The organism is Ochrobactrum vermis (assembly GCF_002975205.1).
GTDB lineage: Bacteria > Pseudomonadota > Alphaproteobacteria > Rhizobiales > Rhizobiaceae > Brucella > Brucella vermis.
The window spans coordinates 1,758,776-1,782,746 of record NZ_PCOC01000001.1 but is presented as its reverse complement, the minus strand read 5'-3'; the positions used below and the strand labels follow the sequence as shown (position 1 = coordinate 1,782,746).

Sequence of the window (23,971 nt, the reverse complement as noted above, 5' to 3'; positions counted from 1 at the left end):
GTCAGGGGATTTGCATGTTCGTAATGTCGGGCCGGTGTAGGCGCGATGCCATTTCTTGGTTATGTTGAGCAAAATTGAATCAGCAGGTTTTGCTCCGCTTATGACCGATACTCCCGTTGAAAAACTGACCGAACTTGAAGCCGCTTCCGAACTGGAACGGCTGGCGCGCGAAATTGCTCATCATGATGAGCTTTATCATGCCAATGACCGGCCAGAGATTTCGGATGCCGAGTATGATGCGCTGAAGCGGCGCAACGATGCGATTGAAGCGCGCTTTCCGCATCTGGTGCGAGCAGACAGTCCGTCCTTGCGGGTCGGCACCGCGCCGGTTTCCAAATTTGCTCAGATTGTCCACGCCCGCCCGATGCTTTCGCTCGGCAATGCGTTTTCAGACCAGGACGTGCGCGATTTCGTCGGTAGTGTCTATCGCTTCCTCGGGCAGTTGCCGGATAATTCCATCGCTTTTACCGCCGAACCGAAGATCGATGGGCTTTCCATGTCGATCCGTTATGAGAACGGAATTCTGGTTAGCGGCGCGACGCGTGGAGACGGTACGACCGGTGAAAATGTGACGGCGAATATCCGCACCATCGCCGAAATTCCGAACCGGCTTCCGGCGGGCGCACCTTCTGTTGTGGAAGTACGTGGCGAGGTCTATATGGCCAAGAGCGACTTCCTCGCACTCAACGAGCAGATGGCCGCCGACGGCAAGCAGACTTATGTCAACCCGCGCAACACGGCAGCGGGCTCCCTGCGCCAGCTCGACGCCAAGGTGACGGCGAGCCGCAAGCTAAAATTCTTCGCCTATGCCTGGGGTGAAATGTCGGACATGCCTGCCGACACACAGATGGGCATGGTCGAGATTTTCCGAGAATGGGGGTTCCCGGTCAATCCGCTGACGAAGCGACTTCACGGTGCAGACGAACTGCTTGCGCATTACCGCGCCATTGGTCTTGAGCGCGCCAAGCTCGATTATGACATTGACGGCGTCGTTTATAAGGTTGATCGGCTTGATCTGCAGACGCGCCTCGGCTTCCGATCCCGCAGCCCGCGATGGGCAATTGCGCACAAGTTTCCGGCAGAACAGGCGCTGACGATTTTGCGGGGCATCGACATTCAGGTTGGACGGACTGGCGCTCTGACGCCGGTAGCGCGACTGGAGCCGATCACTGTCGGTGGTGTGGTCGTGACCAATGCGACGCTGCACAACGAGGACTATATCAAGGGTATTGGTCTCAAGGGAGAACGTATTCGCGCGGATGAGCATGACATTCGCATCGGCGATACGGTGATTGTGCAACGCGCAGGCGATGTGATCCCGCAAATTGTCGATGTCGTGCTGGAGAAGCGCCCGACTGATGCCGTGTCGTTCCATTTCCCGCATGAATGCCCTGTCTGTGGTAGCCACGCGGTGCGCGAAGAGGGGGAGGCGGTCTATCGCTGCACCGGCGGTCTGACCTGCGCCGCGCAGGCGGTTGAGCGCATTCGTCATTTCGTATCGCGCAATGCGTTCGATATTGAAGGTCTTGGCGAAAAGCAGGTTGAGTTCTTCTTCCATGCCGAAGATGACAGCCTGAAGATCAAATCCCCTGCAGATATCTTCACACTTCAAAAACGACAGGCTGAATCGCCCCTGAAGAAATTGGAGAACATCGAAGGCTTCGGCACGACTTCCGTGAAGAAGCTTTATGATGCGATCAATGATCGGCGCGAGATTGCCCTGCATCGCTTTCTGTTTGGCCTTGGTATCCGCCATGTTGGCGAGGTGAATGCCAAGCGTTTTGCGCGCGCCTATCTGTCTTACGTGGCGTTTGAAAAAGCTGCTCTGGAGGCCGTGCCGCCAACAGAAGGGGACCGTACCGACAAGGGCAACGACGCCTGGCAGGAACTGATTGCGGTTGAAGGCATCGGTTCCATCGTTGCTGAAGCGGTCGTTGATTTTTATGCGGAGCCGCATAATCGCGAAGTACTGGCAGCTCTTCTCGCCGAAGTAACGCCGCTCGATGAGGAGGCGCGTGTCGCCACCGGTTCGCCGGTCGAAGGCAAGACGGTGGTGTTTACCGGCAGTCTGGAGCGAATGTCACGCGATGAGGCAAAGGCCATGGCCGAGCGGTATGGGGCAAAGACAGCCGGGTCGGTATCGAAGAAGACCGATCTGGTGGTGGCCGGACCGGGAGCGGGCTCCAAACTCGCCAAGGCGTCGGAGCTGGGCATCGAAGTCATTGATGAAGACGCCTGGTTTACTCTGGTCGGAGAAGAATAATGGCCCCGTTCAGCGGATTTGGTGAGAAAGCGATCCCGTTTCTGAAAGCTCTGGATTTTCACCAGAATCGCGAATGGTTCGTTGAGAACAAAGATCTTTTCGAGCAGCAATTGAAGGAGCCGCTTGGTGATCTTGTCGAAGAACTGACGGGTCGTTTCGAAAAGGCCGGTCTGCCGTTCAAGGGCGACCGGGTGAAATCGCAGTTCCGCATCAAACGCGATACGCGGTTTTCCAAGGACAAGGCACCCTATAACCGCCACCTGTCTGCACTGCTGTCGCAATCGGGTACGAAATGGGACGAGAGCGGGTGCTTCTATGTTTGCATCGGCCTACCGGGTGTCCGCGATTGCTACGCTTGTGTTGCGTGGTGGGGGCCGAAGAAAGAACTGCTTCTGGCCATACGCACTTCTATTGCCGAGAAGCCGGAAGAGTTTCGCGCCATGGTTGCGAAACTCAAGAAAAGTGGTTTGAAGATTAGTGATTACGACCGGTTGAAACGCACGCCACGTGGTTTCGAGGCCGTGACCGACGACGATCTGCTGGAAGCAATTCGCAATCGGCACTTCTCAGTACGAATTGAAATCGATCCTGAAACGATTACCAGAGCTGATCTGGCAGATCGTCTTGTCGACTTTACAGAACGGACTCGCCCGCTTGTGGACTGGATGCACGAAATCGAAAAGATCGTTCCGCAACAATCGTGATCGTTCATGAACGCATCAGCCGGATTTATGAGTGATGCGCAAATGCGGCAATCCTGTCTAATAGTATGATTTTTTGGGAAATCATATTCCAACAGGCCGCAGAATTTCCTAACTACTCTTCATTCGGAGGAGTGAATATTCGTGGATCAGACTTTTCGGCCCGTAAGGGCTTCAGCGCGCGCCGATATTATTGACGGTGTCCGGCGCGGACTTCCGCTTGTCGTTGCCGGAGCGCCCTTTGGCTTGTTATTCGGCGCGCTTGCTGTCGATAACGGATTGTCGCTCGCCGAAGCGGTATTCATGAGTTCCATCATCTATGCCGGTGCCAGCCAGATGGTCGGGCTCGATCTCTTCGGCCAGAACATCGCGCCGTGGATGATCGTCATGTCGATCTTTGCCGTTAATTTCCGGCACGTGCTTTATTCGGCGACCACGGGTCGGCGTATCCGTCACTTCAAGCTATGGCAGAAGGCATTGGCCTTTTTCGTTCTGGTGGATATCCAGTATGCGGAAGTCGAACAGCGTGCGGAAGCCGGCAAGCCAGTTACTTTCGTCTGGTATATGTCCATCGGACTGACATTCTACCTGACCTGGGTTCTTGAAGCGCTGATCGGCGGGCTATTCGGCAATCTCATTACAAACCCGTATGCTTTTGGCATCGATTTCCTGCTGCCGATCTATTTTCTCGGTATGGTTATGAGCTTCCGTCATCGACAGAACTGGCTGCCTGTCGTCATCGTCAGTACGATTTCAGCCGTGGCGGCCTATAAGCTCGTGGGTTCTCCCTGGCATGTTTCACTGGGCGCACTTGGCGGCATTGTGCTTGCGGCTATCATCGCCAAGCCACGGGAAGGGGAGGCGTAAATGTCCACGACGATCTGGATCATTCTCGCAGGCGCGCTCTGCACTTATCTCACCCGTATTGGTGGACATCTGGTCCTGTCACGCTTCAACCACGTGCATTATCGGGTGGAAGCGGTGCTCAACGCCGTGCCCGCGGCCGTTCTGACGGCCATTGTGGCTGCGCCCGCTTCCGATCACGGCTGGCGCGAGCTGCTTGTGCTCGCGGTCTGCATCCTGCTTTCGCTGCGGCTCAGCATGATGACTATGTTCTTTGCGGGCGTAGCGCTTTTGATTACGCTACGCCATTTCACGGTATGAAGGCATTTATCAAAGCGGCGCGGTTGCCGCTTCGAGCCAATGGCGTTCAGTGTTCTTGAGATGGCCTGACAGCTTCTCGCGCACACTGAGATGGTAGCTATTCAACCAGTCGATTTCCTCTTGAGTGAAAAGCGACTTGTCGATCAAGCGCCGGTCGATAGGGCAGAAAGTCAGTGTTTCGAAACCCATCATCGGAATGTCGCCGCCTTCCGGCACTTCCGGTTCGGTGACGATGATGAGGTTTTCGATACGGATGCCGAATGAATCGGGTTTGTAATAGCCCGGTTCATTGGAAAGAATCATACCCGGCAGCAGCTCCTGCGCACCCTTCTTCGAAATGCTCTGCGGGCCTTCGTGCACCGAAAGGTAGGAACCGACGCCATGGCCGGTTCCGTGCGCATAGTCGAAACCATGTTTCCATAGCGCGATACGCGCCAGAACGTCGATATCCTGCCCGCGTGTGCCTTTCGGGAAGCGGGCCGTTGTGATCGCGATCACACCTTTCAGTACGAGCGTGAATGCCTTGATCGTCTCCGCTGTGGCTTTGCCGATAGGCACGGTACGGGTGATGTCAGTCGTACCATCGCGATACTGTGCACCGGAATCGACCAGATAGAGCTCGCCATCTTCAAGCGTTCTGTTGGTGTCGGTATTGACGCGATAATGGATGATCGCGCCATTTGGCCCTGCACCGGAGATCGTGTCGAAGGATATATCCTCCAGTGGCATCTGGAAGTCGCGCCCGGCATCTGTGCGCGCTTCTTCCAGCTTCTGCGCTGCACTGATTTCATCGATAGCGCCTGGCTTTTGGGCGTCGATCCATGAGAGGAAATTGACCATCGCCACGCCGTCGCGCTCATGGGCCGCACGTGAGCCGTCGAGCTCTGCCTTGTTCTTGATTGCGCGTGGAATACGGGCAGGGTCTTTGCCGTCGATCACGCTGCCGCCTGCGCTGATGACAATGAGGCGAAGTTTTTCAGCCGCGAGAATCGGGTCGAGAAGAATGCTCTCGCCCTTGGCTGCACTTTGGGCTGCCCGAGCACTAAGGTGCCCTTCCAGATCGGCAGGCGCCGAGAGACTGGCAAGTTGGGTCAGATAAGCACGCGGTTCGATGGCGAGCTTGCGTTCATCAATGAAAAGCTCTGGTTCGCCCTTTGCAGGAATGATGGCAAAGCTGAGCGGAAGCGGCGTGTTGGACACGTCCTTGCCGCGGATATTGAATACCCATGCGACTGAAGACGGATCGGTCAGGACAGTCGCGCTGGCACCGCTTGCTGCAACTGTCGCCTGCATTTCCTTGATTTTGTCTTCCGCTTCATGGCCTGAGAAGCGGGCGGGCTGGATAGTGACCTCTGCCGTCGGTACTTCGGGCTGGTCGTCCCATACGGTGTCAACGAGATTGATTTCGACCGGAACTAGCTGACCGCCAAGAGTTTCGAGCACTTCGCGTAAGCTGCGGGCTTCCGAAATGGTATGGAGCCAAGGATCGAAGCCGATATTCAGGCCCTTGCCGTTTTCTGCCAGCCAGGAAGCCGGGGGATTTGTGACCAGACTTTCATAGGAAAAGATCTTTGGATCGGTCTGGGCTCGAACCTGCAGTTCATAGCGTCCGTCAACGAAGATATAGGCACTGTTCTTGAGAATGAGCGCGGCACCGGCCGATCCGGTGAAACCGGTCAGCCAGGCGAGACGCTGTGCATGGGGCGGAACATATTCGCCCTGATGTTCGTCCGCCCTGGGAACCAGAAAGCCGTCGAGGCCAAGTTCGGCCATCTTCGCACGTAGCTTTGCAACACGTGGGCCGCCGTTGGCCGGATTTGTGGTGACGTCGAAATTCTGAAAAGCCATAGATGTAACTCGCTCAAAACAGGAATATGCCGTGGTCTATACGGCCTGCTAGAGCGGTTTTGGTTAAAACGGAATCGTAAACCGCTCTATCTCATTATCTTACGCATTACCCGACGCAAAACCGCTTCGCACTTTTGCTGGAAATGCTCTATTTCAGGTGAATGGCCACCCAACCTTCGCGATGCAACGTCTTTTGATGGGTGAGTCCCTGTGCCTGATAGGCAGCGAGCACCGCATCGTGCTGACTGTCAAGTATTCCCGAAAGAATGATGGAACCGCCGGATGCCAGATGCTCCTTGAGGGAAGGCGCAAGCTCGATAAGCGGATTGGCAAGAATGTTGGCGACGATCAGGTCGAATGGCGAATACGAACGGAAGATTGAGTGGCCGAAACCTTCTGCCGTTGCGGTGACGACATGTTCTGCCACACCGTTCTTGGCGGCGTTTTCGGCAGCGACCGTGACGGCAATGGGATCGATATCGGTAGCCAATACCGGAATCGGAGCAAGCTTGGCGATGGCGATGGCGAGAACTGCGCTGCCGGTGCCAAGATCAAGCGCATTGGTCGGATGTTCGTTGGTGACGGTTTCCTCGATCAGCTCGAGGCATCCTGCCGTCGTTCCGTGATGGCCGGTACCGAAGGCAAGACCGGCATCGATTTCAATGGGGATGTCGCCGGCTTCAATCTTGTCGCGGTCGTGCGAGCCATGGACAAAGAAATGTCCAGCTCTCACTGGTTTCAGCCCTTCTAGTGAATGCGTGACCCAATCGATGTCTGGCAGTTCCTCAACGGCGAAAATATTCGGCCCTACCAGCGCATCGATCCGCCTGGCGACGTCATCGGCATCGTTCTCAACATAGACCGAAACTTCGAAAATCTGCCGGTCTTCATCGATCTCGGTGATAGCGATGGGGAAGCCGTCTTCCTCGAAAGATTGTTCGAGAATGTTGTAGACGCGCTCGGCTTCCGCCTTATCCGCCGAAAAGAAAAGTCGTGACTGGGCCATGAAGTAAAAAGCTCTCTATCTTTGACGCATTCCCGTTGGAAATGCTTCGGAGGCCTTACTTAACCGTTTGCAGCGCCTTTGGCCAGATTCTTCAACTTTTCCAGAGCCGTATCCGGGTTCTCCTGATAGGCGATGGTGCTGCGGAAACGACCGCCCTTGTCGAGCAGAAATACCGATGCCGTATGGTCCATCGTATATTCGCCATCTTCGCCCGGAACCTTCTTGGCATAGACGTGGTAGGACTTGACCATATCGGCGATATTCTGCGGTGTGCCGGTAACACCGATGATGCGGTCAGAAACATTGCCGACATAGGTCTTCATGACTTCTTGGGTGTCTCGTTCCGGGTCGACGGTGATGAAATAAGCTTTGATGTCACTGCCTTCCGGCCCAAGCTGCTTCAGCCAGCCATCCAGCTCGTAGAGCGTGGTGGGACAGACGTCTGGACAGTGCGTAAAGCCGAAGAAGATAGCTGCCGGCGCGGCGCGCAGATCCTTCTCTGTGAAGGGTGTTCCATCCATGGTCACGAGGTTAAGCGGCCCGCCGAAGGGTTCTTTCGCCGCCTGCTTGTCGCGGAAAAGGTTGAGCCCAGCAGCGCCGACGATGACGACGATAAAGGCGATGATGAAGATGGGCAGAAATTTTTTCATGTCCAGTCAGCCTTGAATTTCCGAACGCGCGTTTAAAGCGCTGCTCAACAACCTATCTTTTCTTTATGCCCTGCAGAACCGTCGATATAGCCGCATCCTGCCACCATGAAGAGCGTGGTGTTAGCGCACGGGTCTGATTCAATCAGATTTCCGCTCTAACTGTTTGTTTTCACATACATCTTGTCCGAAATCCGTTTCACAGTTTTCAGGATGCGCTTTAATGTACGACCATTTGCTCAGTTTTCAATAATTTCTGAAACTTTTGACTATTTGTCGCGTGGTGAGCTGACCTATCATTGAGTACAGGGCTTATGCCGCTCATGCATGACCAAAGTTGAACGAATTCCCCATTCTTTCATTTTGCATGGTCAGTTGAACTGATATATTTCCATCATAAAACTGCAATTTCTTGTGAGATTTATAGTGGACGTCGATTACGTAATCGCATGGGTCGATGGGCAGGACCCTGCGCATATGGCTGCCAGAAAAAAATTCGCGCCTGATTCCGATCGTACGCATTTCGAAGCCGTAACGAGCGAACGCTATCTCGATAATGGCGAGATCTACTATAACATCGCTTCCGTCCTCAAATTCGCGCCGTTCATCAGGCGCATTTTCATCATCACCGATCATCAGAAGCCGCGCTTTCTCGATGCCTTCAAAAATGAGGGGAAATGCGATTCTTCCTTCATCCAGATTGTATCGCATGATGACATTTTTGAAGGTTTGCCGGCTGCCCGCCCGTCGTTCAATGCGCGGGCAATCGAAGGCGCCATGTGGCGGATACCCGGATTGTCGGAGCATTTTATCTATTCCAACGACGATTTCTTCGTGAATGCACCGCTGACAATATCCGATCTTTATGAGAATGAGTGTCCTGTCCTGCACGGCGATTGGGTGCGGCCTGAGAATACTCGTTGGAAATACAAGCTGCGTCGTCTGCTCGGGAAGATATCGCGGTACGAATATACGTTCCCGAAATTCCGCTTGGCTCAATGGAAAGGCGCCTCAACCGCCGGCATGAAAGACCGCTTCATGTCGATCCATCATCATCCGCATCCATTGCGGCGCAGCACGCTGGCAGCTTTCTTTGCTGAAAGACCCGATGTCCTGAATCGACAGGTCAGTTTCCGGTATCGGGATATTGAACAGTTCAATACCGTCGCTCTTGCCAATCATCTCGAGATTTTGCGGCACAAGGCCTCTGTGCGACCTGCGCGGGAATTGGCTTATCTGGATTTTGTTCAGTCCAGGCATTGGGTAGAAGAACTGGAGGCGATTAAAACTGGTGCAGCCCCTTTCGGTTGCGTGCAAGGTTTTGAGCGTTTCGATCCTGTGTTCCGTGCACAGGTTCACCAGACTCTGATTGCGAAGTTTGACGATGTTCTGCCGGATGTTATCAAGGCATACCTTTCCCATGGGGAAAATGGTTCGCAGGCGGCGGCGTAGCTCGGGCGTTCCGGGCTTCGTCGTGTAGCAGGGAATGCTTGAGGTGAGTTTTCAATGGCGTCGTCCGATGATCTTCGTTTCCAGAACAGCGAACCGCGCATTCATTCTACGGCGCAGCTGAAATCCGTCAAACTGGGGCGGTATGCCGACATCGGCGAGCGGGTGATTCTTCGTGAGGTCATAGTCGGTGATTTCACTTATTTCGAGCGTAACGGTGAGGGAATCTATGCCGAAATCGGCAAGTTTTGTTCCATCGCCGCGAATGCCCGCATCAACGCGCTCGAACATCCGATGGAGCGACTGACGACGCATAAGGTCAGCTATCGGCCGAATGAGTATTTTCGTTATCTGGGCGTTGATGGAGAGTTCCGGGCAAGGCGTCAGGAACAGCGTGTGGTCATCGGCAACGATGTATGGATCGGCCACGGCGCGGTCATCACACCGGGCGTTCAGATTGGTCATGGTGCTGTGATTGGCGCGAATGCGGTCGTAACGAAGGACGTGCCACCCTATCATGTGGTCGGCGGCGTTCCCGCCCGTTTCATTCGCAAGCGTTTCGATAACGCCATCATAGATCGGCTATTGGAGCTGGCTTGGTGGAATTGGTCGGTGGAAAAGCTCTATGAAGCCGTTCCCGATATCCAGACGCTGGAAATTGAAACGTTTCTTGAAAAGTGGGGCGGCTAAAAGCGCATCCCGAAAAATGTGAAACGGTTCTCGGACAAGATGCGTGCTAAATCCGGCTCTTGCAAAGTCGCAATTGGTTGCCCACCTTCGCATCACAGTAGTTCTGGAGGCTGGAAGATATGGTCGGAATGAAGCGCTTTGCCGGTTGTTTGCTTGCTCCCATGCTGGTCGTTGCTGCTTCGGCGGCCCCTGCAGAAGAAGTTGGCAAGGTTGGCGTCGATTGGCTTGGAAATGATATTGTCATTGATGCGGTCCAAGACCCTAAAGTGCAGGGCGTAACCTGTCATCTGGCGTCGTTCTCGCGCGGCATGATCGACCGGCTGCAAAAGGGCAACTGGTTCGAGGACCCGTCCAATGCTTCCATTTCATGCGAACAGACGGGGCCGGTCACAATTAGTGATATCAATCTCGGCAAGGGTGGAGAGCGGGTTTTCTCCGAACGTACCAGTCTGATCTGGAAGAAGCTTGTCATCACGCGCATATACGACAAGACAAACAACACGCTGCTTTATCTCGCACATGCAACACAGGTCCAGGACGGTTCAGCGAAGACGTCGCTTTCAACCGTGCCGCTTTATAAGGGTGATGTTACGTGGGCGAAGGGCAAGCCGGAATAATCCGGCTGCCCCGATCCTTCATTGGGACGATAATCTAGATTGGTTGGACGAAGCTATCGAGAACGCGCTTCTGTCCGGCCTTGTCGAAATCTATTGTCAGCTTGTTACCGTCGATGGCGGAGATTTTGCCGTTGCCGAACTTCAGATGGAACACACGGTCGCCGATCTTGAAGGCTGATGGCTTGTCGGCCACCGATTTCGCTACCAGTTCACCGTCTATTGTGCGTCCCTTCACAGAACCTCGTCCGGCGCCGAAACCGGAATCGGTCTCGCCATAACCGATACGCTCAACACGGCTACCGGAGCGCGAGCCCCAATTGTTGCGCGTGGCGTCGGAACGGTTCTGCTGCGCACGCTGCCAGCCGGGCGTTGAATAAGAATTCTGGAACGGGTCGGCCTTGTCGAAGCGGGACTGTCCATAGCCGCCGCCATAACCACCGTAATTGCCTTCCAGTTCAGCCACTTCCACGTGGGCTTCCGGCAGTTCTTCCAGAAAACGGGAGGGAATGGTCGATTGCCACATGCCGTGAATGCGCCGGTTGGACACGAACCAGATATGCAGGTTTTTCTTGGCGCGCGTTACGCCGACATAAGCAAGGCGGCGTTCTTCCTCAAGGCCGGAACGTCCGCCTTCATCGAGCGCGCGCTGGTGCGGAAACAAGCCTTCTTCCCATCCGGGAAGGAAGACGGTTTCAAATTCCAGACCTTTGGCCGAATGCAGCGTCATGATGTTGACGGCATCCATATCTTCGTTCTTCTCGGCATCCATGACGAGCGCGACGTGCTCGAGGAATCCACGCAGGCTTTCATATTCCTCCATGGACCGGATCAGTTCCTTGAGGTTTTCAAGTCGGCCCGGTGCTTCCGCCGATTTGTCGTTCTGCCACATGGCCGTATAGCCGGATTCATCCAGAATGGTTTCAGCCAGTTCCGTATGCGGCGTGTTGTCGATCAAAGACTGCCAGCGCAGGAAATTCTCGACCACTTCGCGCAGGGCGGAGCGTGGCTTCGGCTTCAGTTCTTCCGTTTCGACGAGATCGCATGCAGCGGCGAACATGGAAATCTCTCTCGCGCGCGCATAATCATGGATCTGCCGGATCGCCGCTTCACCCAGACCACGCTTCGGCGTGTTGATGATGCGCTCCAGTGCCAGATCGTCGGCCGGTTGTGCGACGACGCGCAGATATGCCATCGCGTCGCGGATTTCGAGACGCTCGTAGAAGCGTGGGCCGCCGATGACGCGATAATTGAGGCCGAGAGTGACAAACCGATCTTCGAACTCGCGCATCTGGAAGGAGGCGCGGACGAGGATCGCCATGTTGTTGAGGAGGTGCCCCTGACGCTGGGCTTGCTCGATGGCCTCGCCGACAGCACGGGCCTCCTCTTCCGAATCCCACGCGGCGTGGATTTTGACTTTCGGATCGTCGGGGTTTGGCGCTTCTGTGAAAAGCGTCTTGCCGAGGCGACCTTCATTGTGTGCAATCAGATGTGCCGCAGTCCCCAGAATATGCGCGGTCGAGCGGTAGTTGCGCTCAAGCTTGATGACAACGGCGCCCGGAAAGTCCTTGTCGAAGCGCAGGATGTTGTCCACCTCGGCGCCACGCCAGCCGTAGATCGACTGATCGTCATCGCCAACGCAGCAGAGATTAACCTGTGCCAGTCTGTTCTCGGTCGCGCCGGTTCGGGCCTGCTGGCCGTCTGCCGAAAATGGTGCGGGAGCCGTACCTTTTGCCTGCGGTCTTTGTGCGAGCAGGCGCAGCCAGAGATATTGCGCGGTGTTGGTATCCTGATACTCGTCCACGAGAATGTAACGGAACTTCGCGTGATACTCGCGCAGGATATCCGGATGGTTGCGGAAGATGCGGATCGGATGCAACAGAAGATCGCCGAAATCGCAGGCGTTCAGCGTGCGCAGGCGCTCCTGATAGGCCTGATAAAGCTCGCGACCTTTGCCGTTGCCGAACGAGCGCGCATCGCCTTCAGGAATATCGGAAGGACCAAAGCCCTTATTCTTCCACCCGTCGATCATATTGGCGAAGGTGCGCGCCGGCCAGCGCTTATCATCAAGGCCTTCAGCCTGGATAAGTTGCTTGATAAGGCGGATCACGTCATCGGTGTCGAGGATTGTGAAATCCGATGTCAGATTTACGAGTTCCGCATGTCGACGCAAAAGCTTGACGCCGATCGAATGGAACGTGCCAAGCCACGGCATCCCTTCCACGGCACCGCCGACCAGATGGCCGATACGCTCTTTCATTTCGCGCGCGGCCTTGTTCGTAAAAGTCACGGCGAGAATCTGGCTTGGATAGGCAAGACCGGTCGTCAGAATATGGGCGATACGCGTCGTCAGAACGCGCGTCTTGCCGGTTCCCGCACCGGCGAGCACAAGAACGGGACCTTCGGTCGTCAGGACGGCCTGACGCTGTTCGGGATTCAGCCCTTTCAGATAATCGGGCTCGCCGCGTTGCTGGTTGCGTGCCGCCATGGCACGTGCGGCAATGCCCCCGGGAGCAGGTGTGCGGCCTGCCGGAGCGTCGTCATCGCCGAAAAACGGCATATCGTCGGGAAAGTCAGACATTTGACCCGAATGTAATGATTCGTGGCTGAAAGACCAGCGAAAGGGTTAAAATATTCAACTACTCTAATTGAGTAACGCGACGATCTGTGAAGTTCAGGCGGTGAGAAGCCAGTGCTTCCACAAGGCCGCGCAGTTCCGGTTCGCGCTGCAGGAGATCGTCGAGTTCCGTCATCTGGTTCATCGCAATCAGTCGCAGAATGTCGTCGCGAATAGTCCCGTCGGCTCGCCGTGGCAGATGCGCAACCGGCTGGATTAGTTCAACTCTCTGCCCTTTGAGTCTTGCGCGAAGGCTTTTTTCGTCGGCGTTGAGCGTTTCCACAAAAGCGTAGATGCCGACGCCCTTGGCCGGCAGGGAATAGAGCGCGAGCGCTATATCCGTGACACGCGGATCGGATTTGAGCGCGGCCTGAATTGCGGGCCCTTCATTGTCGATCCGGTCACCCGTGCCTTCACCATCCGACCAGCTGAAAATGCCGCGAGTGACGAAGTTGTAGACTTTCTTGCCTGTGGCCAGCCAGATGCGCGACGGCAGGGAGCGGCGCGCCAGAATGCGCTTTTCAGTTGGCGTCATCAGGTCTTTTGCGAAAGCACGCTTCTGCTTGATGAGGTGGCGAAAATCCTCATAGGCCATCAGTCGATAAAGGGCCCCGCGACGGCGATGAACGCTTGCAAGCTGGAAATCGATGACTGCCGCTTCGCCCTCGGGCGTCATCAGCCAGTTCTGCGGTTTGGCGAGATCGTTGTGAGTAACGCCAAGGCGGCGCATGTCGCGCAGGATACGGTGCGCGGTGCGATACCATTTCGGATCGGAAGGCCGTGCGAGATGCAGCGGCGTTCCCTCTGTCCAGGATCGGTACAGTCCATCCTTGTCGGTGGCGAGCAATTGCGGAACGCCTTCAATGCCACGCACCGTCTTGAGGCCGCGGATTTCACGCCGGGCCAGTATCCAGGCGAGTGGCCTCGACCACCAGGGAGCAGCGCTTACGACGCGACGGATAATGCGGGTATCGGGGTCGCCCGTGAAATAGCCAGCATGCGTTTCTGAAAACACGTCGCGCTTGAACACGGCGGTCTCGACAAATTCCGGTATTTGATCGCCTTTCAGAGGCACATCTATATTGGGGTTCTGAACCATAAGGTTCCCACTAGCCGCTTGCGTCGGATCAATCAAGTTTGATGGCGGATAACCCTCATTGCAATCGCGTGATCGAAAGCGCACAAGGAACACACAGATTTCGTGCAAGTCATCGGGGAAACGCAGAAAATGGCACAGGGCGACGACAACAAGCAGGCGATCGGGCAAATTATTCGGCAGGAACAGGCACTTATTTTTCCGTCGTTTGACGAGAACGAAGCATTTGCGCTCGGTCATCGCATTCGCGATATCGCCGTGAAGGAAAAGCTCGGTGTCGCCATCGAAATTTCCCTATGGGACCGGCAATTGTTTTACGCGACGACTGCTGGAAGTACGGTGGATAATCAGGAATGGCTGCGTCGCAAGTTCAATGTCGTGCGCCGCTTTCACGCTTCGACTTATCGTCTCGTTCTGGAACAGAATCGCGACGACCGTATGTTCGCTCCCCATAAAGCGTTGAATGTTGAGGACTACGCACTGGCGGGCGGCGGATTTCCGATCCGCGTTTCCGGGGCAGGTGTGATCGGTGCCGTAATCGTATCAGGTCTGCCGCAGCGCGAGGACCATAATCTGGTGATCCGGGCCGTTGCAGAGCATCTTGGACAGGATCCTGTCGCGCTGGCGTTGCCTGCCGTTTGAAGATCGAATTTCGGAGAATGAACGATGTCGCTTGAAAATGTTGTTGCGCTCACACGCAATGAGCAGGGTATTGCTGCAACGGTGGCTATTCTCAAACAGCGTTTCGGCGAGCGTGCACAGACTGGTCAGGCTATCCGGGACCAGCACGGTCACACGACAACTTATGTGCCGACGCAGGCGCCAGATATCGTCATCTTTGCCGAGACCGCGCAAGAGGTACAGGAGGTTGTCTGCATCTGTGCCGAATATCGGGTGCCGGTTATCGCTTTTGGCGCTGGTTCATCACTCGAAGGGCAGGTTAACGCTCCCGCTGGTGGTGTGTCTCTTGACCTCACCCGCATGAACAGGGTGATTGCCGTGCATGCGGAAGATCTGGATTGTGTGGTGGAGCCTGGCATTACGCGCCGGGAATTGAACGAGTATCTGCGCGATACCGGACTGTTCTTTCCGATTGATCCGGGTGCCAATGCGACGCTCGGCGGGATGGCTTCCACGCGTGCGTCCGGCACGAACGCTGTGCGCTATGGTACCATGCGCGAGAATGTACTGGCGCTGAAAGCCGTGATGCCCGATGGACGGCTGATCGAGACTTCCAAGCGCGTGAAGAAGACGGCCGCGGGTTACGATCTCACGAGGCTGCTTGTCGGAGCCGAGGGAACGCTTGGCATCATTACCGAACTGACATTGAAACTGCAGGGGATTCCGCAGGCGATTTCCGGCGGCATCTGTCCTTTTCCGGATGTGAATTCGGCTTGCCGTGCGGTGATCGAAACCATCCAGATGGGTATCCCTGTTGCGCGTATCGAGCTTGTGAACACGCTTCAGATGCAGGCCCTGATCCTTCATTCCAAACTGCCTTACGAAGCGCAGCCTTATCTGTTCGTCGAGTTCCACGGCACGGAAAGTGGCGTTGCCGAACAGGCGGAACTGTTTGGAGAAATTGCAGCAGGCACTGGCGGCGACGATTTCCTGTGGACGCACGATGCCGAGGAGCGTGACCGGCTCTGGCGGGCGCGTCACGACGCCTATCTTGCCTCTTTCCTGCTAAGGCCCGGCTGCAAGGGTGTCTCCACGGATGTTTGCGTACCGATTTCGCGCCTGGCCGATTGCATTGGCGAAACGGAAAAGGATCTGGCCGAAACCGGCCTGATCGCACCGATCGTTGGACATGTGGGGGATGGAAATTTCCATCTTCTTCTGCTTCTCGATACGGATGATGCCAGCGAGATGGTGCGTGCGGAAGCTTTCATGGATCGGCTGGCCAAACGCGCCATTGCCATGGAGGGAACCTGCACCGGCGAACATGGCATTGGTCAGGGCAAAATGAAGTATCTTGCCATGGAGCTGGGTAAAGCCACGGATTACATGCGTGCCATCAAGCAAGCGCTCGATCCAGACAATATCATGAACCCAGGTAAAATACTGATTTCGTGATTCAAATCAGCCGTTTGAACAGGTTTGCCGAGAGTTTGATTCAGGCGGCCGTGCATATCGGTGCGGCCATGATGCAATTTGCCTTGTTGTCGCCGGATCGATGCCGTTATGTTGCGCAAATAAAGACAGCGTGATTCACTCTTTGTTTCGCGCTAACTTGCAATCTGTTTAATCGGAGCTGCTTCTTGGGCCGCATATTCGTCATCGTCGGCGGGCTTTTGGTGCTGCTGTTGACGGCAGCACTTGTCGTGCCGCCTTTTGTTGACTGGAGCGGCTATCGCGCCGATTTCGAGCGTGAGGCTAGCCGTGTTCTGGGGCGTCCTGTGAAGGTCGCCGGTGACGTTAGCGCCCGGCTTTTGCCGTTTCCTTCTGTTGCATTCTCCGATGTGCGCGTTGGGTCCGATGCGGCTCATCCGGCGATGACCGTCGATACGTTTTCGATGGATGCCGAACTGATGCCGTTTCTGCGCGGCCAGCTTCTGATTTTTGATATGCGCGTGGATCGTCCCCGGGCTACAATTTCTCTGGATAAAAGCGGCAAGGTCGATTGGGCGATCCGTCCGTCGACGCCGCTTGATCCGACGAAAATCAAACTCGAGAAGCTTTCCGTCAATGACGGAACAATTACCCTTCGTGAAGAGGCAAGCGGCCGCAGTCATACGGCAACCGAACTCAATGCTGTGATCTCCGCAAATAGTCTTGCAGGCCCATGGCAGGCAAACGGAAGTCTTGTTCTGCAGGGTGAAAAGCTGGCGATCGACCTCGCAAGTGGTGAGGCGAAACCGGATGGGTCGTTGCGCGTGCGTGCACGCATTTCGCCGGATGCAATTCCGGCTACTTTCGAGACGGATGGCGATGTGACCGTAACCGACGGTCGGCTCGACTATGCCGGTAATTTTTCACTTCGGTCTTCCGACATGGTTGCCAAGACGGGCAAAGATCAGAAGACGCCGACGGAAACGCCCTTTTTCAGTGGCGTGCGTGTAAGTGGAAAGTTCAAGGCGGATCATAGTCGCTTCGATGCCGGTGAATTCCGCATGGAACAGGGGCCGGTCGACAATCCTTATGTGGTGAATGGCAAGGCATTTATCGATTATGGCGACAAGCCGCGGTTCGAGGTGAGCGCTGATGGACAGCAGTTGTTCTGGGGACCGAATGAAGCGGCAAGCGAAGAACAATCCGGTTCTGCCATGCCGGTTGGGGATCGTATCGCGATAGCGCGTCGCGTTCTCGAACAGATGCCTATTCCAACTATACCCGGTAACGTGGATTTGCGCCTGCCTGCAGTGATCGCGGGTGGCACGACGATACGCTCGGTCACGGTGAGCGCGGAACCGGACGGAAGCGATTGGAAAATCCGGCAGTTCGCTGCCGATCTTCCGGGGCGGACGAAGGTCGAGGCCAAAGGCACGCTTTCGGTTGGAAAGGACTTCGGCTTCAAAGGTGATATGCTTGTTGCCTCGCGCCAACCATCCGGTCTGGCAAGCTGGCTCAACGAGACGGTCGATGATTCTGTACGCAAACTCGAGGGTGCGGGTTTCTCCGGACATGTCGATCTTCGCGACGGGATGCAGCGGATTGATAATCTCGAAATCGGCTTGGGACAGACCTCACTCAAAGGATCGTTTGTTCGCGAGGCAAAGGGGTTGGCCCAGCCTGCACTCACGCTCGCCCTCAATGGCGGCACGGTGGAAAGCGAGGCCCTGCAAGCCCTTATAACCTTTTTCTCAAGCGGAGAGGGGCTAGGGTTTCTCGATGGCCAGTCGTTGAATCTGGCGTTCAAGGCCGGTCCGGTCCGATACCAGGATATGGAGGCCGGTAATGTCGATATGGCGCTCAGGCTGCATGATGGTCGCTTCGATTTCGACCGGCTTCTGGTCGGCGACGTTGCGGGCACCACGTTGACAGCAACAGGCACCTATGAACCTTTCGCCAATACGCCTTCCGGTTCGTTGGATGCGACGATCCTGTCCGGTGATCTTTCGCGGTTCCTATCCTTGATGGCTAATCGCTATCCCCAGCTACCGCTGTTTCATGCGCTTTCGATACGCGCGGCGAATTTTCCTGGGCTGTTCGAAGACAGCGAAATCAATGTCATTGCCAATGCAGTAGCGCCGTCTGTGCCAAAGGTCGACAAGACACCTGCGAAAAGTGTTGCAGCTAAAGGCAAGAGCGCTCGACCTGCCGAGGCCAATACCAAGAACGCTCCTGGAGTTGGTGAATTTTCGTTCAGTGTTACCGGAAAAGCAGGCGGTATGAAGCTGGATCTGTCCGGGACGGCGAGCGGCGGCGAAGGCGAGAGCGAGCCGTTGCAGATGCAATTGAATGGCACCGCAACCTCGGATCAAGGCGAAGCTGTGCTTGCGCTGATAGGCTTGCCTACATTGCCCCTGGGGCTTGCTGGCGAGCTTACTGCCGATCTGAACATGCAGGGCGCGCCGAGTGCAGGTATGCGGACGCAACTCACGCTTACGGCACCTGATGGCTCGGCCGCCGCCGATGGCGTGATTTCGCTGGTCGGCGGCGATGTCGCTGCCAGCGGCAAGGCGCAGTTGAAGTCTGCCGATCTGCAACCGTTCATCGCGACAGCCGGTTTCGCGCTGCCTGGTTTCGGCGAAGGGCTTTCGGCAGACCTTGCCAGTGATTTTCAGTTCGCGAAGGGTATTTTGCGATTTCCCAATCTGGCCGGAAAGCTGGATGGAGAAGATGTTTTGGCGCGACTGGAAGCGAATTTCGCCGATAGCGGCCTGCCGCAGCTGAAGGGCGAAGCAAAGCTCGCCACGCTTGAGGTGGATAGCCTTGCAGCAATCATGCTGGGGCAGGATGCATTCGAGCCGGCGAAGCACACTGCAAAAACAATCTGGCCACGCGGTGCATTCGCGGTTCGACCGTCATTACCACTGCTGCTGGATATGAAACTCAACGTGGCACAGGCACATATGGATGGCTTCGGGACCGCCACGGAGTTTTCCACACAGCTCCAGAAGACTATGGACGGCCTCCAGTTGAACGAATTGACCGGCAATTGGGCGGGTGGATATCTTATCGGCAATGTTTCTCTGAGCAACAGCGACAAAAACGCTCTCCTCTCGACAGAGCTCAAGTGGAGCGGCGCGAACCTCAAGGATTTTTACCGTCTGGAGAACGGTGCCGCTCCGTTCGGTGGCGTAGTGAAGGCTGCTGTGAATTTGAACGGCAGTGGCGAGAGCGTTGCAGCGTTGATCGGTTCGCTTGCGGGAACGGCGAGTTTTGACGTGGAGAATTTTACCGTCAACGGTCTGGATGGAACGGCATTGCCTGCAATGATCGGAGCTGCCGATGCGATGGGGGATCAGTCCTCCGGTTCCGATAAGCTGGCTTCCACGAAATTTGTCGGTATTGCCGACAAGGCTACGGGGCAAGGCGTATTCGCGCCAGGTAACGCACGGCTCGACTTTGCAATTAGTGGCGGTGTCGCACGCATGGCGGCAGCCAATCTGAACGACGGAAATGCTGCGCTTCTCAGTGATTTGCAATTCGATCTGTCGACGCTTGGTATTGGCGGAAGCGGGACTTTGACGTTCCAGAATATCGACAGTGCTGACACCGGCATCTCTCCGCAGGTGGCCATTTCGCTCGGTGGCAGCTACAGCGCACCCGAAGTGAAATTCGACCGGCAGCCTTTGGTTCAGTTCCTGACCCAGCGTGCGCTTGAACGCGAACAGGAACGCGTTGAATCCATGCAGGCGAATCTCATGGAGAAACAGCGTCTTCGTCGCCAGCTTGGGCTTTTCGAGGCGGATGAAGCGGAACGGGACCGTTCGCAACGTGAGGAAGAGGCGAGGCGCCGTGCTGAAGCCAGTGCGCGCGAAGTGGCTCGGAAAACGGCCGAGGAGGCCAAACGGCTTGAAGCGGAAAAGCCGCAAAGTGCACCGGCTGGTGGGTCTAATTCTCCTCTGGCATCGCCGGAGGGTGGGCAGTCTCTGAACGAGTTCCTGAAAAGCCTGGAACAAACACCTGCTGTTCCTGCACCTCAGCCTTGAGCAATTCTGGATTTAAGCCAGTCCAAGGCATGAAGTCTGAGCGCGGAAGACAGGTTGATCGATCTGTCACGCTTGCTGTCGATTTCTGCAATCAGCGCCGCGACGGAAAGCTCTCGTGTCGTCGCGATTTCTTCGATTAATTCAAAGAATGGGTCTTCAAGCGTATAGCTGGTCGCGTGCCCGCGGATACTGACGGAATGTTTGCGTAGCCGTCCTGGCGTGTTCACTTTTCCTGGTCCGGCCCGTCACGCTTCTCCAGACGATGCTGATCCAGAAAGCCCTCCGCTTTTGCTATCTCCGTGCGGACAAAAGCTTTTTCAATCTTCGTTCGACCGAAAAGTAAGCGATTCTGGTCAGCCTGCTTTTCCTTTTCGGTGCGGGCCTTCTGTTTTTTGAACTGCCTGAGATTGACGATATCGCTCATGACACCACATGGAAATGTTGACGGCTTTTGAAAAAATTACCGCGTTTCGGTTACGTCTAGCAAGCTCGGAATAGGCTGCTCCTATTTCTGGGGGTCTTTCGGATTGGTGAACCACCATATAGCCAAGGACACCAGAATAAGAAGTATAAGTCCCACCGTCATCTGCAGAAGCGGAAAATTGGGTTCGTCTTTTGCCACAAAGAAAGCAGCTACAATGCCGCTGATCCACAATACTGCCTGAGCGATTGCACGAATCATCAAAGTCAATCCTGATCTGGTTACCGTCAAGACAGAGTATAAAACGTCTGCTTATTTTTCACCATTGATTGCGATCAACAGCGAGATAACTGTCTAGTCAAACAGGACAGCATAACCAGCGGGAAATTTGGCAGGTTCGTCGGACGGAGATGGAGGTGCAGGATTACTTCTTGCGGAAGGCATCCAGCGAAACAACATCAGCCGTAGGCTTGGCGTCCTTATCGGCATCGTCATCTGCATTGCTGTCCTTGGATGCTGCGGCTTCTTTTTCTGCAGCAGACTTGCGTGACTTCGATTTGGGCTTTTCTGCCTTTTCGACCGGCACATCTGTCGGGGCAATCTCAATAGGAGCAACATTGCCGCCTTCGTCATTGTCGCTTTCCGGTTGCGCAACCGCGACGTCGAACTCGAGTTCGAAATTTACCGAAGGATCATAAAAGCCGCGGACTGCCGAAAAAGGAACAGTCAGCTTTTCTGGGATGTCTCCGAAGGACAGGCCAACTTCGAACAATTGGTCTGTGACAAGCATGTCCCAGAACTGATGCTGTAAAACGATAGTCATCTGCTCGGGATATTTTTCCTTCAGGCGCGAGGAAATTCGCACCCCGGGCGCTCCGGTCAGGAACGTGATGAAAAAATGATGGTTACCTGGCAAGCCAGCCTTAGCCACTTCCGCAAGAACCTTGCGAATGACGCCGCGTAGGGCTTCCTGAGCGAGAATATCGTAACGGATTAGGTCCTGTACCATGGTTTGCTTATCCCACGGATTCGGAGGTCGATGTCAAGTTCGTTCTCGCAGGAACTGATGATATATGACCTGAAATAGCGACAGGCGGTATCTATGACAGAAAAATACGCAACTTTTGAGCGCAATAAAAGGGTGTTATCCTATCCGCGTCCGAAAGCCATCAGGAACGTGCGCACCCCATTAACGGCACTCTTCTCGATGATTGCGTCATCTATGCTTTGACCGGTCAGCATATGGTAATGCGTATCAGCATTGATCAGCGCCATGAAATGGCGGGCGGCGAGGTCCGGATCGTCAACGCGCAGATGTCCATCCATCGCCAGACGTGCCAGACGTGCTGCTATAGCGGGAATAGCCTGTGCGGGGCCTTTCGTATTGCAGATACTCGCTGCAAGCGGCAGGTTGGTCTCGTTGGCCTGCATGATCTTGCGTAGGAACGCGCCGGACGAATCGTAAATGCAGTTCCGGCTCATGCGGATGGAAAAAGCCACGAGATCCTGCTCCAGATTCTCTCCCGTCTGTGGAAAAGAGGCCAGGACTGCGAAAAGGCTCGCATTCATCCGCGCAAGCGCATCTTCGACGACAGCGGAAAGCAACGCTTCCTTGTCGCGATAATGGTTGTAGATCGTCTGGCGCGAAACACCTGCTTCATTGGCGATAAGGTCGATGCTGGCACCCTGAAACCCGTCGCGATTGAAAACACGCGCTGCAGAGCACAAAATGAAGTCGCGCTTCATGCATTGCCCGGGCTTGATTGCCGCGGAGTTCAGGCCCTTGTCGGATACAGCGCGCTTCTCGGGCAGAACGGCCATGTCAAATATGTCAGTAGGCTTCATAACTCCAACATAAGATAGCTTGACGTTTTGGACAATGGTGTCTAATTTGACATCAGTGTCAAAACTGTTTTGACGTTGCGTATAGAATGCCTTTCGCTACTGACTTTTCAAGTGTCGGCCACATTGAAAAACGGGTCGATATCATCAAACTGAAAAGAAAACTTGTAGTGAATACAAGTATTTATCTGTCCTGTGCCGATTTTGCGAGCCCGATGGTGCCATTCTCCCAAGCAAAACCGGAGATCCGATAATCGGTGCGGGAATCTCACGAAACATTGATGAAAGCGCGTCCCCCATGGCTTCCAGTCTTGTGCGCAATGCCATTGTTCTTGGCCTTCTTTCCGCCATTGGCCCATTTGCGATCGATATGTATCTGCCAGCTCTGCCCACCATTGCCGCCGATTTGCATGCGGAAACAGGTGCCGTGCAGATGAGCCTTCTGGCCTTTTTCATTGCTCTCGCGGTTGCGCAGCTTTTCTGCGGGCCGCTGTCCGACATGGTCGGGCGTAAACTCCCGCTTTATGGTGGTCTGGTGCTGTTCGGTATCGGCAGCATCGGTTCTGCTCTGGCGACGGATATAGATGTGCTGGTGCTTTTCCGTTTCGTGCAGGGGCTAGGGGCTGCTGCAGGCATGGTTATTCCGCGCGCTGTTGTGCGCGACCTTCACACAGGTGTCGAGGCAGCGCGTCTTATGTCGCTTTTGATGCTCGTCTTCTCCATTTCACCGATCCTGGCACCGCTGACCGGCTCGATCATCATCAGCTTCTTTGGCTGGCGGGGTGTTTTCTGGGCTGTTCTGGTCGCTGCTGCTATCGGAATCGTTCTGGTGGCAACAGCGCAGAAGGAGACGCGGACGGCCGAAGCACGCCTTGAAAGCAATCTCGGTACCGCTTTGCGCGGTTATGGTCGCCTGCTGAAGGATCGCTATTTCCTCGGGCTGGTTTCCGTCGGCGGCTTTGGCATTGCTTCCTTCTTTGTCTATCTTGCCAATTCTTCGTTCGTGCTGATCGATCATTACGGGCTGACGCCGACGCAGTATGCGATGGCCTTTTCGGCCAATGCGGTGTCGTTTTTCGGTGTTTCACAGCTAAATGGATGGCTTGGATCGCGCTTTGGGCTTCGTCGTGTCATGCGATTCGCGGTTTCGGGATTTGCAGCGGCAATGCTCGCCATGTTCGCAGCCGCACTCATGGGGCATCAGTCGCTATGGCTGATCGCTGGCTTCCTGTTCGTGGGTTATGGCTTCTTAGGCCTCGTCATCCCGACAACGGCGGTGCTTGCTCTTGAAGATCACGGTGAGATTGCAGGAACTGCATCTGCTCTGATGGGTACGTTGCATTTCGTGATTGGCGGGGTGGCGATTGGCGTGACCGGTTCGTTCTTTGATGGAACGGCTCTGCCGATGACCGGTGGGATTGCCGGTTGTGCGCTCACGGCCTTTGTGCTGACGCAGATCGTTCTTTCGCGCAAGGCAAGCGAGCTCGATACGGAAGCTGCGGCTGCATAGATTAT

The 23,971-nt window shown here is 55.3% G+C and carries 21 protein-coding genes; 11 read left to right on the top strand and 10 right to left on the bottom strand.

Going from position 1 to position 23,971, the window contains the following annotated elements:
- The first annotated feature begins 100 nt into the window (after positions 1–100).
- The 4 genes from ligA (at position 101) to CQZ93_RS08820 (ending at position 4,128) form a co-directional block, all read left to right on the top strand.
- On the top strand, positions 101–2,263 hold the full coding sequence (gene ligA, locus CQZ93_RS08835) for an NAD-dependent DNA ligase LigA (RefSeq protein ID WP_105543239.1): 2,163 nt from the start codon (positions 101–103) through the stop codon (positions 2,261–2,263).
- Positions 2,263–2,967, top strand: coding sequence for a DUF2461 domain-containing protein (locus tag CQZ93_RS08830; RefSeq protein WP_105542238.1), 705 nt, complete (start codon positions 2,263–2,265; stop codon positions 2,965–2,967). Before ligA ends, CQZ93_RS08830 begins: the two co-directional genes overlap by 1 nt.
- 141 nt (positions 2,968–3,108) lie before the next feature.
- Positions 3,109–3,831 carry an AzlC family ABC transporter permease gene (locus CQZ93_RS08825; protein WP_105542237.1) on the top strand — a complete coding sequence of 241 codons (723 nt, stop codon included), beginning with the start codon at positions 3,109–3,111 and terminating at the stop codon, positions 3,829–3,831.
- Entirely contained in the window at positions 3,832–4,128 is a 297-nt protein-coding gene (locus CQZ93_RS08820) for an AzlD family protein (RefSeq protein ID WP_105542236.1), read from the top strand.
- A gap of 9 nt (positions 4,129–4,137) precedes the next feature.
- On the opposite strand, the gene CQZ93_RS08815 is transcribed toward CQZ93_RS08820, so the two are convergent.
- The 3 genes from CQZ93_RS08815 to CQZ93_RS08805 form a co-directional block, all read right to left on the bottom strand.
- Positions 4,138–5,976, bottom strand: coding sequence for an aminopeptidase P family protein (locus CQZ93_RS08815; protein ID WP_105542235.1), 1,839 nt, complete (start codon positions 5,974–5,976; stop codon positions 4,138–4,140).
- 148 nt (positions 5,977–6,124) lie between these two features.
- Positions 6,125–6,982: a 50S ribosomal protein L11 methyltransferase gene (locus CQZ93_RS08810; protein WP_105542234.1), complete on the bottom strand. Its 858-nt coding sequence runs from the start codon at positions 6,980–6,982 to the stop codon at positions 6,125–6,127.
- Positions 6,983–7,041: 59 nt separating this feature from the next.
- Positions 7,042–7,632, bottom strand: coding sequence for an SCO family protein (locus CQZ93_RS08805; protein ID WP_105542233.1), 591 nt, complete (start codon positions 7,630–7,632; stop codon positions 7,042–7,044).
- A 474-nt stretch (positions 7,633–8,106) separates the two neighbouring features.
- Between CQZ93_RS08805 and CQZ93_RS08800 the strand changes: the two genes are divergently transcribed.
- The 3 genes from CQZ93_RS08800 to CQZ93_RS08790 all read left to right on the top strand — a co-directional run bounded on the left by CQZ93_RS08800 (position 8,107) and on the right by CQZ93_RS08790 (position 10,385).
- The gene (locus CQZ93_RS08800; RefSeq protein ID WP_181153376.1) at positions 8,107–9,081 is read left to right on the top strand and encodes a hypothetical protein; all 975 of its coding nucleotides are present in this window, start codon (positions 8,107–8,109) and stop codon (positions 9,079–9,081) included.
- 54 nt (positions 9,082–9,135) lie between these two features.
- Positions 9,136–9,768: a DapH/DapD/GlmU-related protein gene (locus CQZ93_RS08795; RefSeq protein ID WP_105542231.1), complete on the top strand. Its 633-nt coding sequence runs from the start codon at positions 9,136–9,138 to the stop codon at positions 9,766–9,768.
- 119 nt (positions 9,769–9,887) lie between these two features.
- Positions 9,888–10,385 (top strand): CreA family protein, encoded by a 498-nt coding sequence (locus CQZ93_RS08790; RefSeq protein WP_105542230.1) that lies wholly within the window; start codon positions 9,888–9,890, stop codon positions 10,383–10,385.
- Positions 10,386–10,419: 34 nt separating this feature from the next.
- Here CQZ93_RS08790 and CQZ93_RS08785 read toward each other — a convergent pair whose 3' ends face one another.
- A complete protein-coding gene (locus CQZ93_RS08785) occupies positions 10,420–12,963 on the bottom strand; it encodes an ATP-dependent helicase (protein ID WP_105542229.1) in 2,544 nt (847 codons plus the stop codon).
- Positions 12,964–13,021: 58 nt separating this feature from the next.
- The gene (locus CQZ93_RS08780; RefSeq protein ID WP_105542228.1) at positions 13,022–14,098 is read right to left on the bottom strand and encodes a serine/threonine protein kinase; all 1,077 of its coding nucleotides are present in this window, start codon (positions 14,096–14,098) and stop codon (positions 13,022–13,024) included.
- 129 nt (positions 14,099–14,227) lie between these two features.
- Here CQZ93_RS08780 and CQZ93_RS08775 point away from each other — a divergent pair, with 129 nt between their 5' ends.
- The 3 genes from CQZ93_RS08775 to CQZ93_RS08765 all read left to right on the top strand — a co-directional run bounded on the left by CQZ93_RS08775 (position 14,228) and on the right by CQZ93_RS08765 (position 20,193).
- Complete coding sequence (locus CQZ93_RS08775; protein WP_105542227.1) at positions 14,228–14,737, top strand: heme-degrading domain-containing protein; 510 nt, start codon at positions 14,228–14,230, stop codon at positions 14,735–14,737.
- A gap of 24 nt (positions 14,738–14,761) precedes the next feature.
- Positions 14,762–16,171, top strand: a complete 1,410-nt coding sequence (locus CQZ93_RS08770) for an FAD-binding oxidoreductase (RefSeq protein ID WP_105542226.1) — start codon at positions 14,762–14,764, stop codon at positions 16,169–16,171.
- Between the two features lie 185 nt (positions 16,172–16,356).
- Positions 16,357–20,193 carry an AsmA family protein gene (locus CQZ93_RS08765; protein ID WP_105542225.1) on the top strand — a complete coding sequence of 1,279 codons (3,837 nt, stop codon included), beginning with the start codon at positions 16,357–16,359 and terminating at the stop codon, positions 20,191–20,193.
- Here CQZ93_RS08765 and CQZ93_RS08760 read toward each other — a convergent pair.
- The 5 genes from CQZ93_RS08760 to CQZ93_RS08745 all read right to left on the bottom strand — a co-directional run bounded on the left by CQZ93_RS08760 (position 20,184) and on the right by CQZ93_RS08745 (position 22,459).
- Positions 20,184–20,420 (bottom strand): ribbon-helix-helix domain-containing protein, encoded by a 237-nt coding sequence (locus CQZ93_RS08760; RefSeq protein ID WP_105542224.1) that lies wholly within the window; start codon positions 20,418–20,420, stop codon positions 20,184–20,186. The genes CQZ93_RS08765 and CQZ93_RS08760 overlap by 10 nt on opposite strands.
- Complete coding sequence (locus CQZ93_RS08755; RefSeq protein ID WP_105542223.1) at positions 20,417–20,617, bottom strand: DUF4169 family protein; 201 nt, start codon at positions 20,615–20,617, stop codon at positions 20,417–20,419. The genes CQZ93_RS08760 and CQZ93_RS08755 overlap by 4 nt, the downstream gene beginning before the upstream one ends.
- An 81-nt stretch (positions 20,618–20,698) precedes the next feature.
- Complete coding sequence (locus tag CQZ93_RS26610; RefSeq protein ID WP_174977453.1) at positions 20,699–20,875, bottom strand: hypothetical protein; 177 nt, start codon at positions 20,873–20,875, stop codon at positions 20,699–20,701.
- A 163-nt stretch (positions 20,876–21,038) separates the two neighbouring features.
- Positions 21,039–21,623 carry an SspB family protein gene (locus tag CQZ93_RS08750; RefSeq protein WP_105542222.1) on the bottom strand — a complete coding sequence of 195 codons (585 nt, stop codon included), beginning with the start codon at positions 21,621–21,623 and terminating at the stop codon, positions 21,039–21,041.
- A 140-nt stretch (positions 21,624–21,763) separates the two neighbouring features.
- Positions 21,764–22,459, bottom strand: coding sequence for a TetR/AcrR family transcriptional regulator (locus CQZ93_RS08745; RefSeq protein WP_105542221.1), 696 nt, complete (start codon positions 22,457–22,459; stop codon positions 21,764–21,766).
- A 295-nt stretch (positions 22,460–22,754) separates the two neighbouring features.
- Between CQZ93_RS08745 and CQZ93_RS08740 the strand changes: the two genes are divergently transcribed.
- The gene (locus CQZ93_RS08740; protein ID WP_105542220.1) at positions 22,755–23,966 is read left to right on the top strand and encodes a multidrug effflux MFS transporter; all 1,212 of its coding nucleotides are present in this window, start codon (positions 22,755–22,757) and stop codon (positions 23,964–23,966) included.
- The last annotated feature ends 5 nt before the right edge of the window (positions 23,967–23,971 follow it).

Excerpts from the sequence above, each read along its gene's own strand:
- CQZ93_RS08740 (WP_105542220.1), top strand. The coding sequence starts at position 22,755 with ATGGCTTCCAGTCTTGTGCGCAATGCCATTGTTCTTGGCCTTCTTTCC.
- ligA (WP_105543239.1), top strand. The coding sequence starts at position 101 with ATGACCGATACTCCCGTTGAAAAACTGACCGAACTTGAAGCCGCTTCC.
- CQZ93_RS08775 (WP_105542227.1), top strand. The coding sequence starts at position 14,228 with ATGGCACAGGGCGACGACAACAAGCAGGCGATCGGGCAAATTATTCGG.
- CQZ93_RS08790 (WP_105542230.1), top strand. The coding sequence starts at position 9,888 with ATGGTCGGAATGAAGCGCTTTGCCGGTTGTTTGCTTGCTCCCATGCTG.
- CQZ93_RS08820 (WP_105542236.1), top strand. The coding sequence starts at position 3,832 with ATGTCCACGACGATCTGGATCATTCTCGCAGGCGCGCTCTGCACTTAT.
- CQZ93_RS08750 (WP_105542222.1), bottom strand. The coding sequence starts at position 21,623 with ATGGTACAGGACCTAATCCGTTACGATATTCTCGCTCAGGAAGCCCTA.
- CQZ93_RS08810 (WP_105542234.1), bottom strand. The coding sequence starts at position 6,982 with ATGGCCCAGTCACGACTTTTCTTTTCGGCGGATAAGGCGGAAGCCGAG.
- CQZ93_RS08805 (WP_105542233.1), bottom strand. The coding sequence starts at position 7,632 with ATGAAAAAATTTCTGCCCATCTTCATCATCGCCTTTATCGTCGTCATC.
- CQZ93_RS08770 (WP_105542226.1), top strand. The coding sequence starts at position 14,762 with ATGTCGCTTGAAAATGTTGTTGCGCTCACACGCAATGAGCAGGGTATT.
- CQZ93_RS08795 (WP_105542231.1), top strand. The coding sequence starts at position 9,136 with ATGGCGTCGTCCGATGATCTTCGTTTCCAGAACAGCGAACCGCGCATT.
- CQZ93_RS08815 (WP_105542235.1), bottom strand. The coding sequence starts at position 5,976 with ATGGCTTTTCAGAATTTCGACGTCACCACAAATCCGGCCAACGGCGGC.
- CQZ93_RS08830 (WP_105542238.1), top strand. The coding sequence starts at position 2,263 with ATGGCCCCGTTCAGCGGATTTGGTGAGAAAGCGATCCCGTTTCTGAAA.
- CQZ93_RS08780 (WP_105542228.1), bottom strand. The coding sequence starts at position 14,098 with ATGGTTCAGAACCCCAATATAGATGTGCCTCTGAAAGGCGATCAAATA.
- CQZ93_RS08800 (WP_181153376.1), top strand. The coding sequence starts at position 8,107 with ATGGCTGCCAGAAAAAAATTCGCGCCTGATTCCGATCGTACGCATTTC.
- CQZ93_RS26610 (WP_174977453.1), bottom strand. The coding sequence starts at position 20,875 with ATGATTCGTGCAATCGCTCAGGCAGTATTGTGGATCAGCGGCATTGTA.
- CQZ93_RS08785 (WP_105542229.1), bottom strand. The coding sequence starts at position 12,963 with ATGTCTGACTTTCCCGACGATATGCCGTTTTTCGGCGATGACGACGCT.
- CQZ93_RS08755 (WP_105542223.1), bottom strand. The coding sequence starts at position 20,617 with ATGAGCGATATCGTCAATCTCAGGCAGTTCAAAAAACAGAAGGCCCGC.
- CQZ93_RS08745 (WP_105542221.1), bottom strand. The coding sequence starts at position 22,459 with ATGAAGCCTACTGACATATTTGACATGGCCGTTCTGCCCGAGAAGCGC.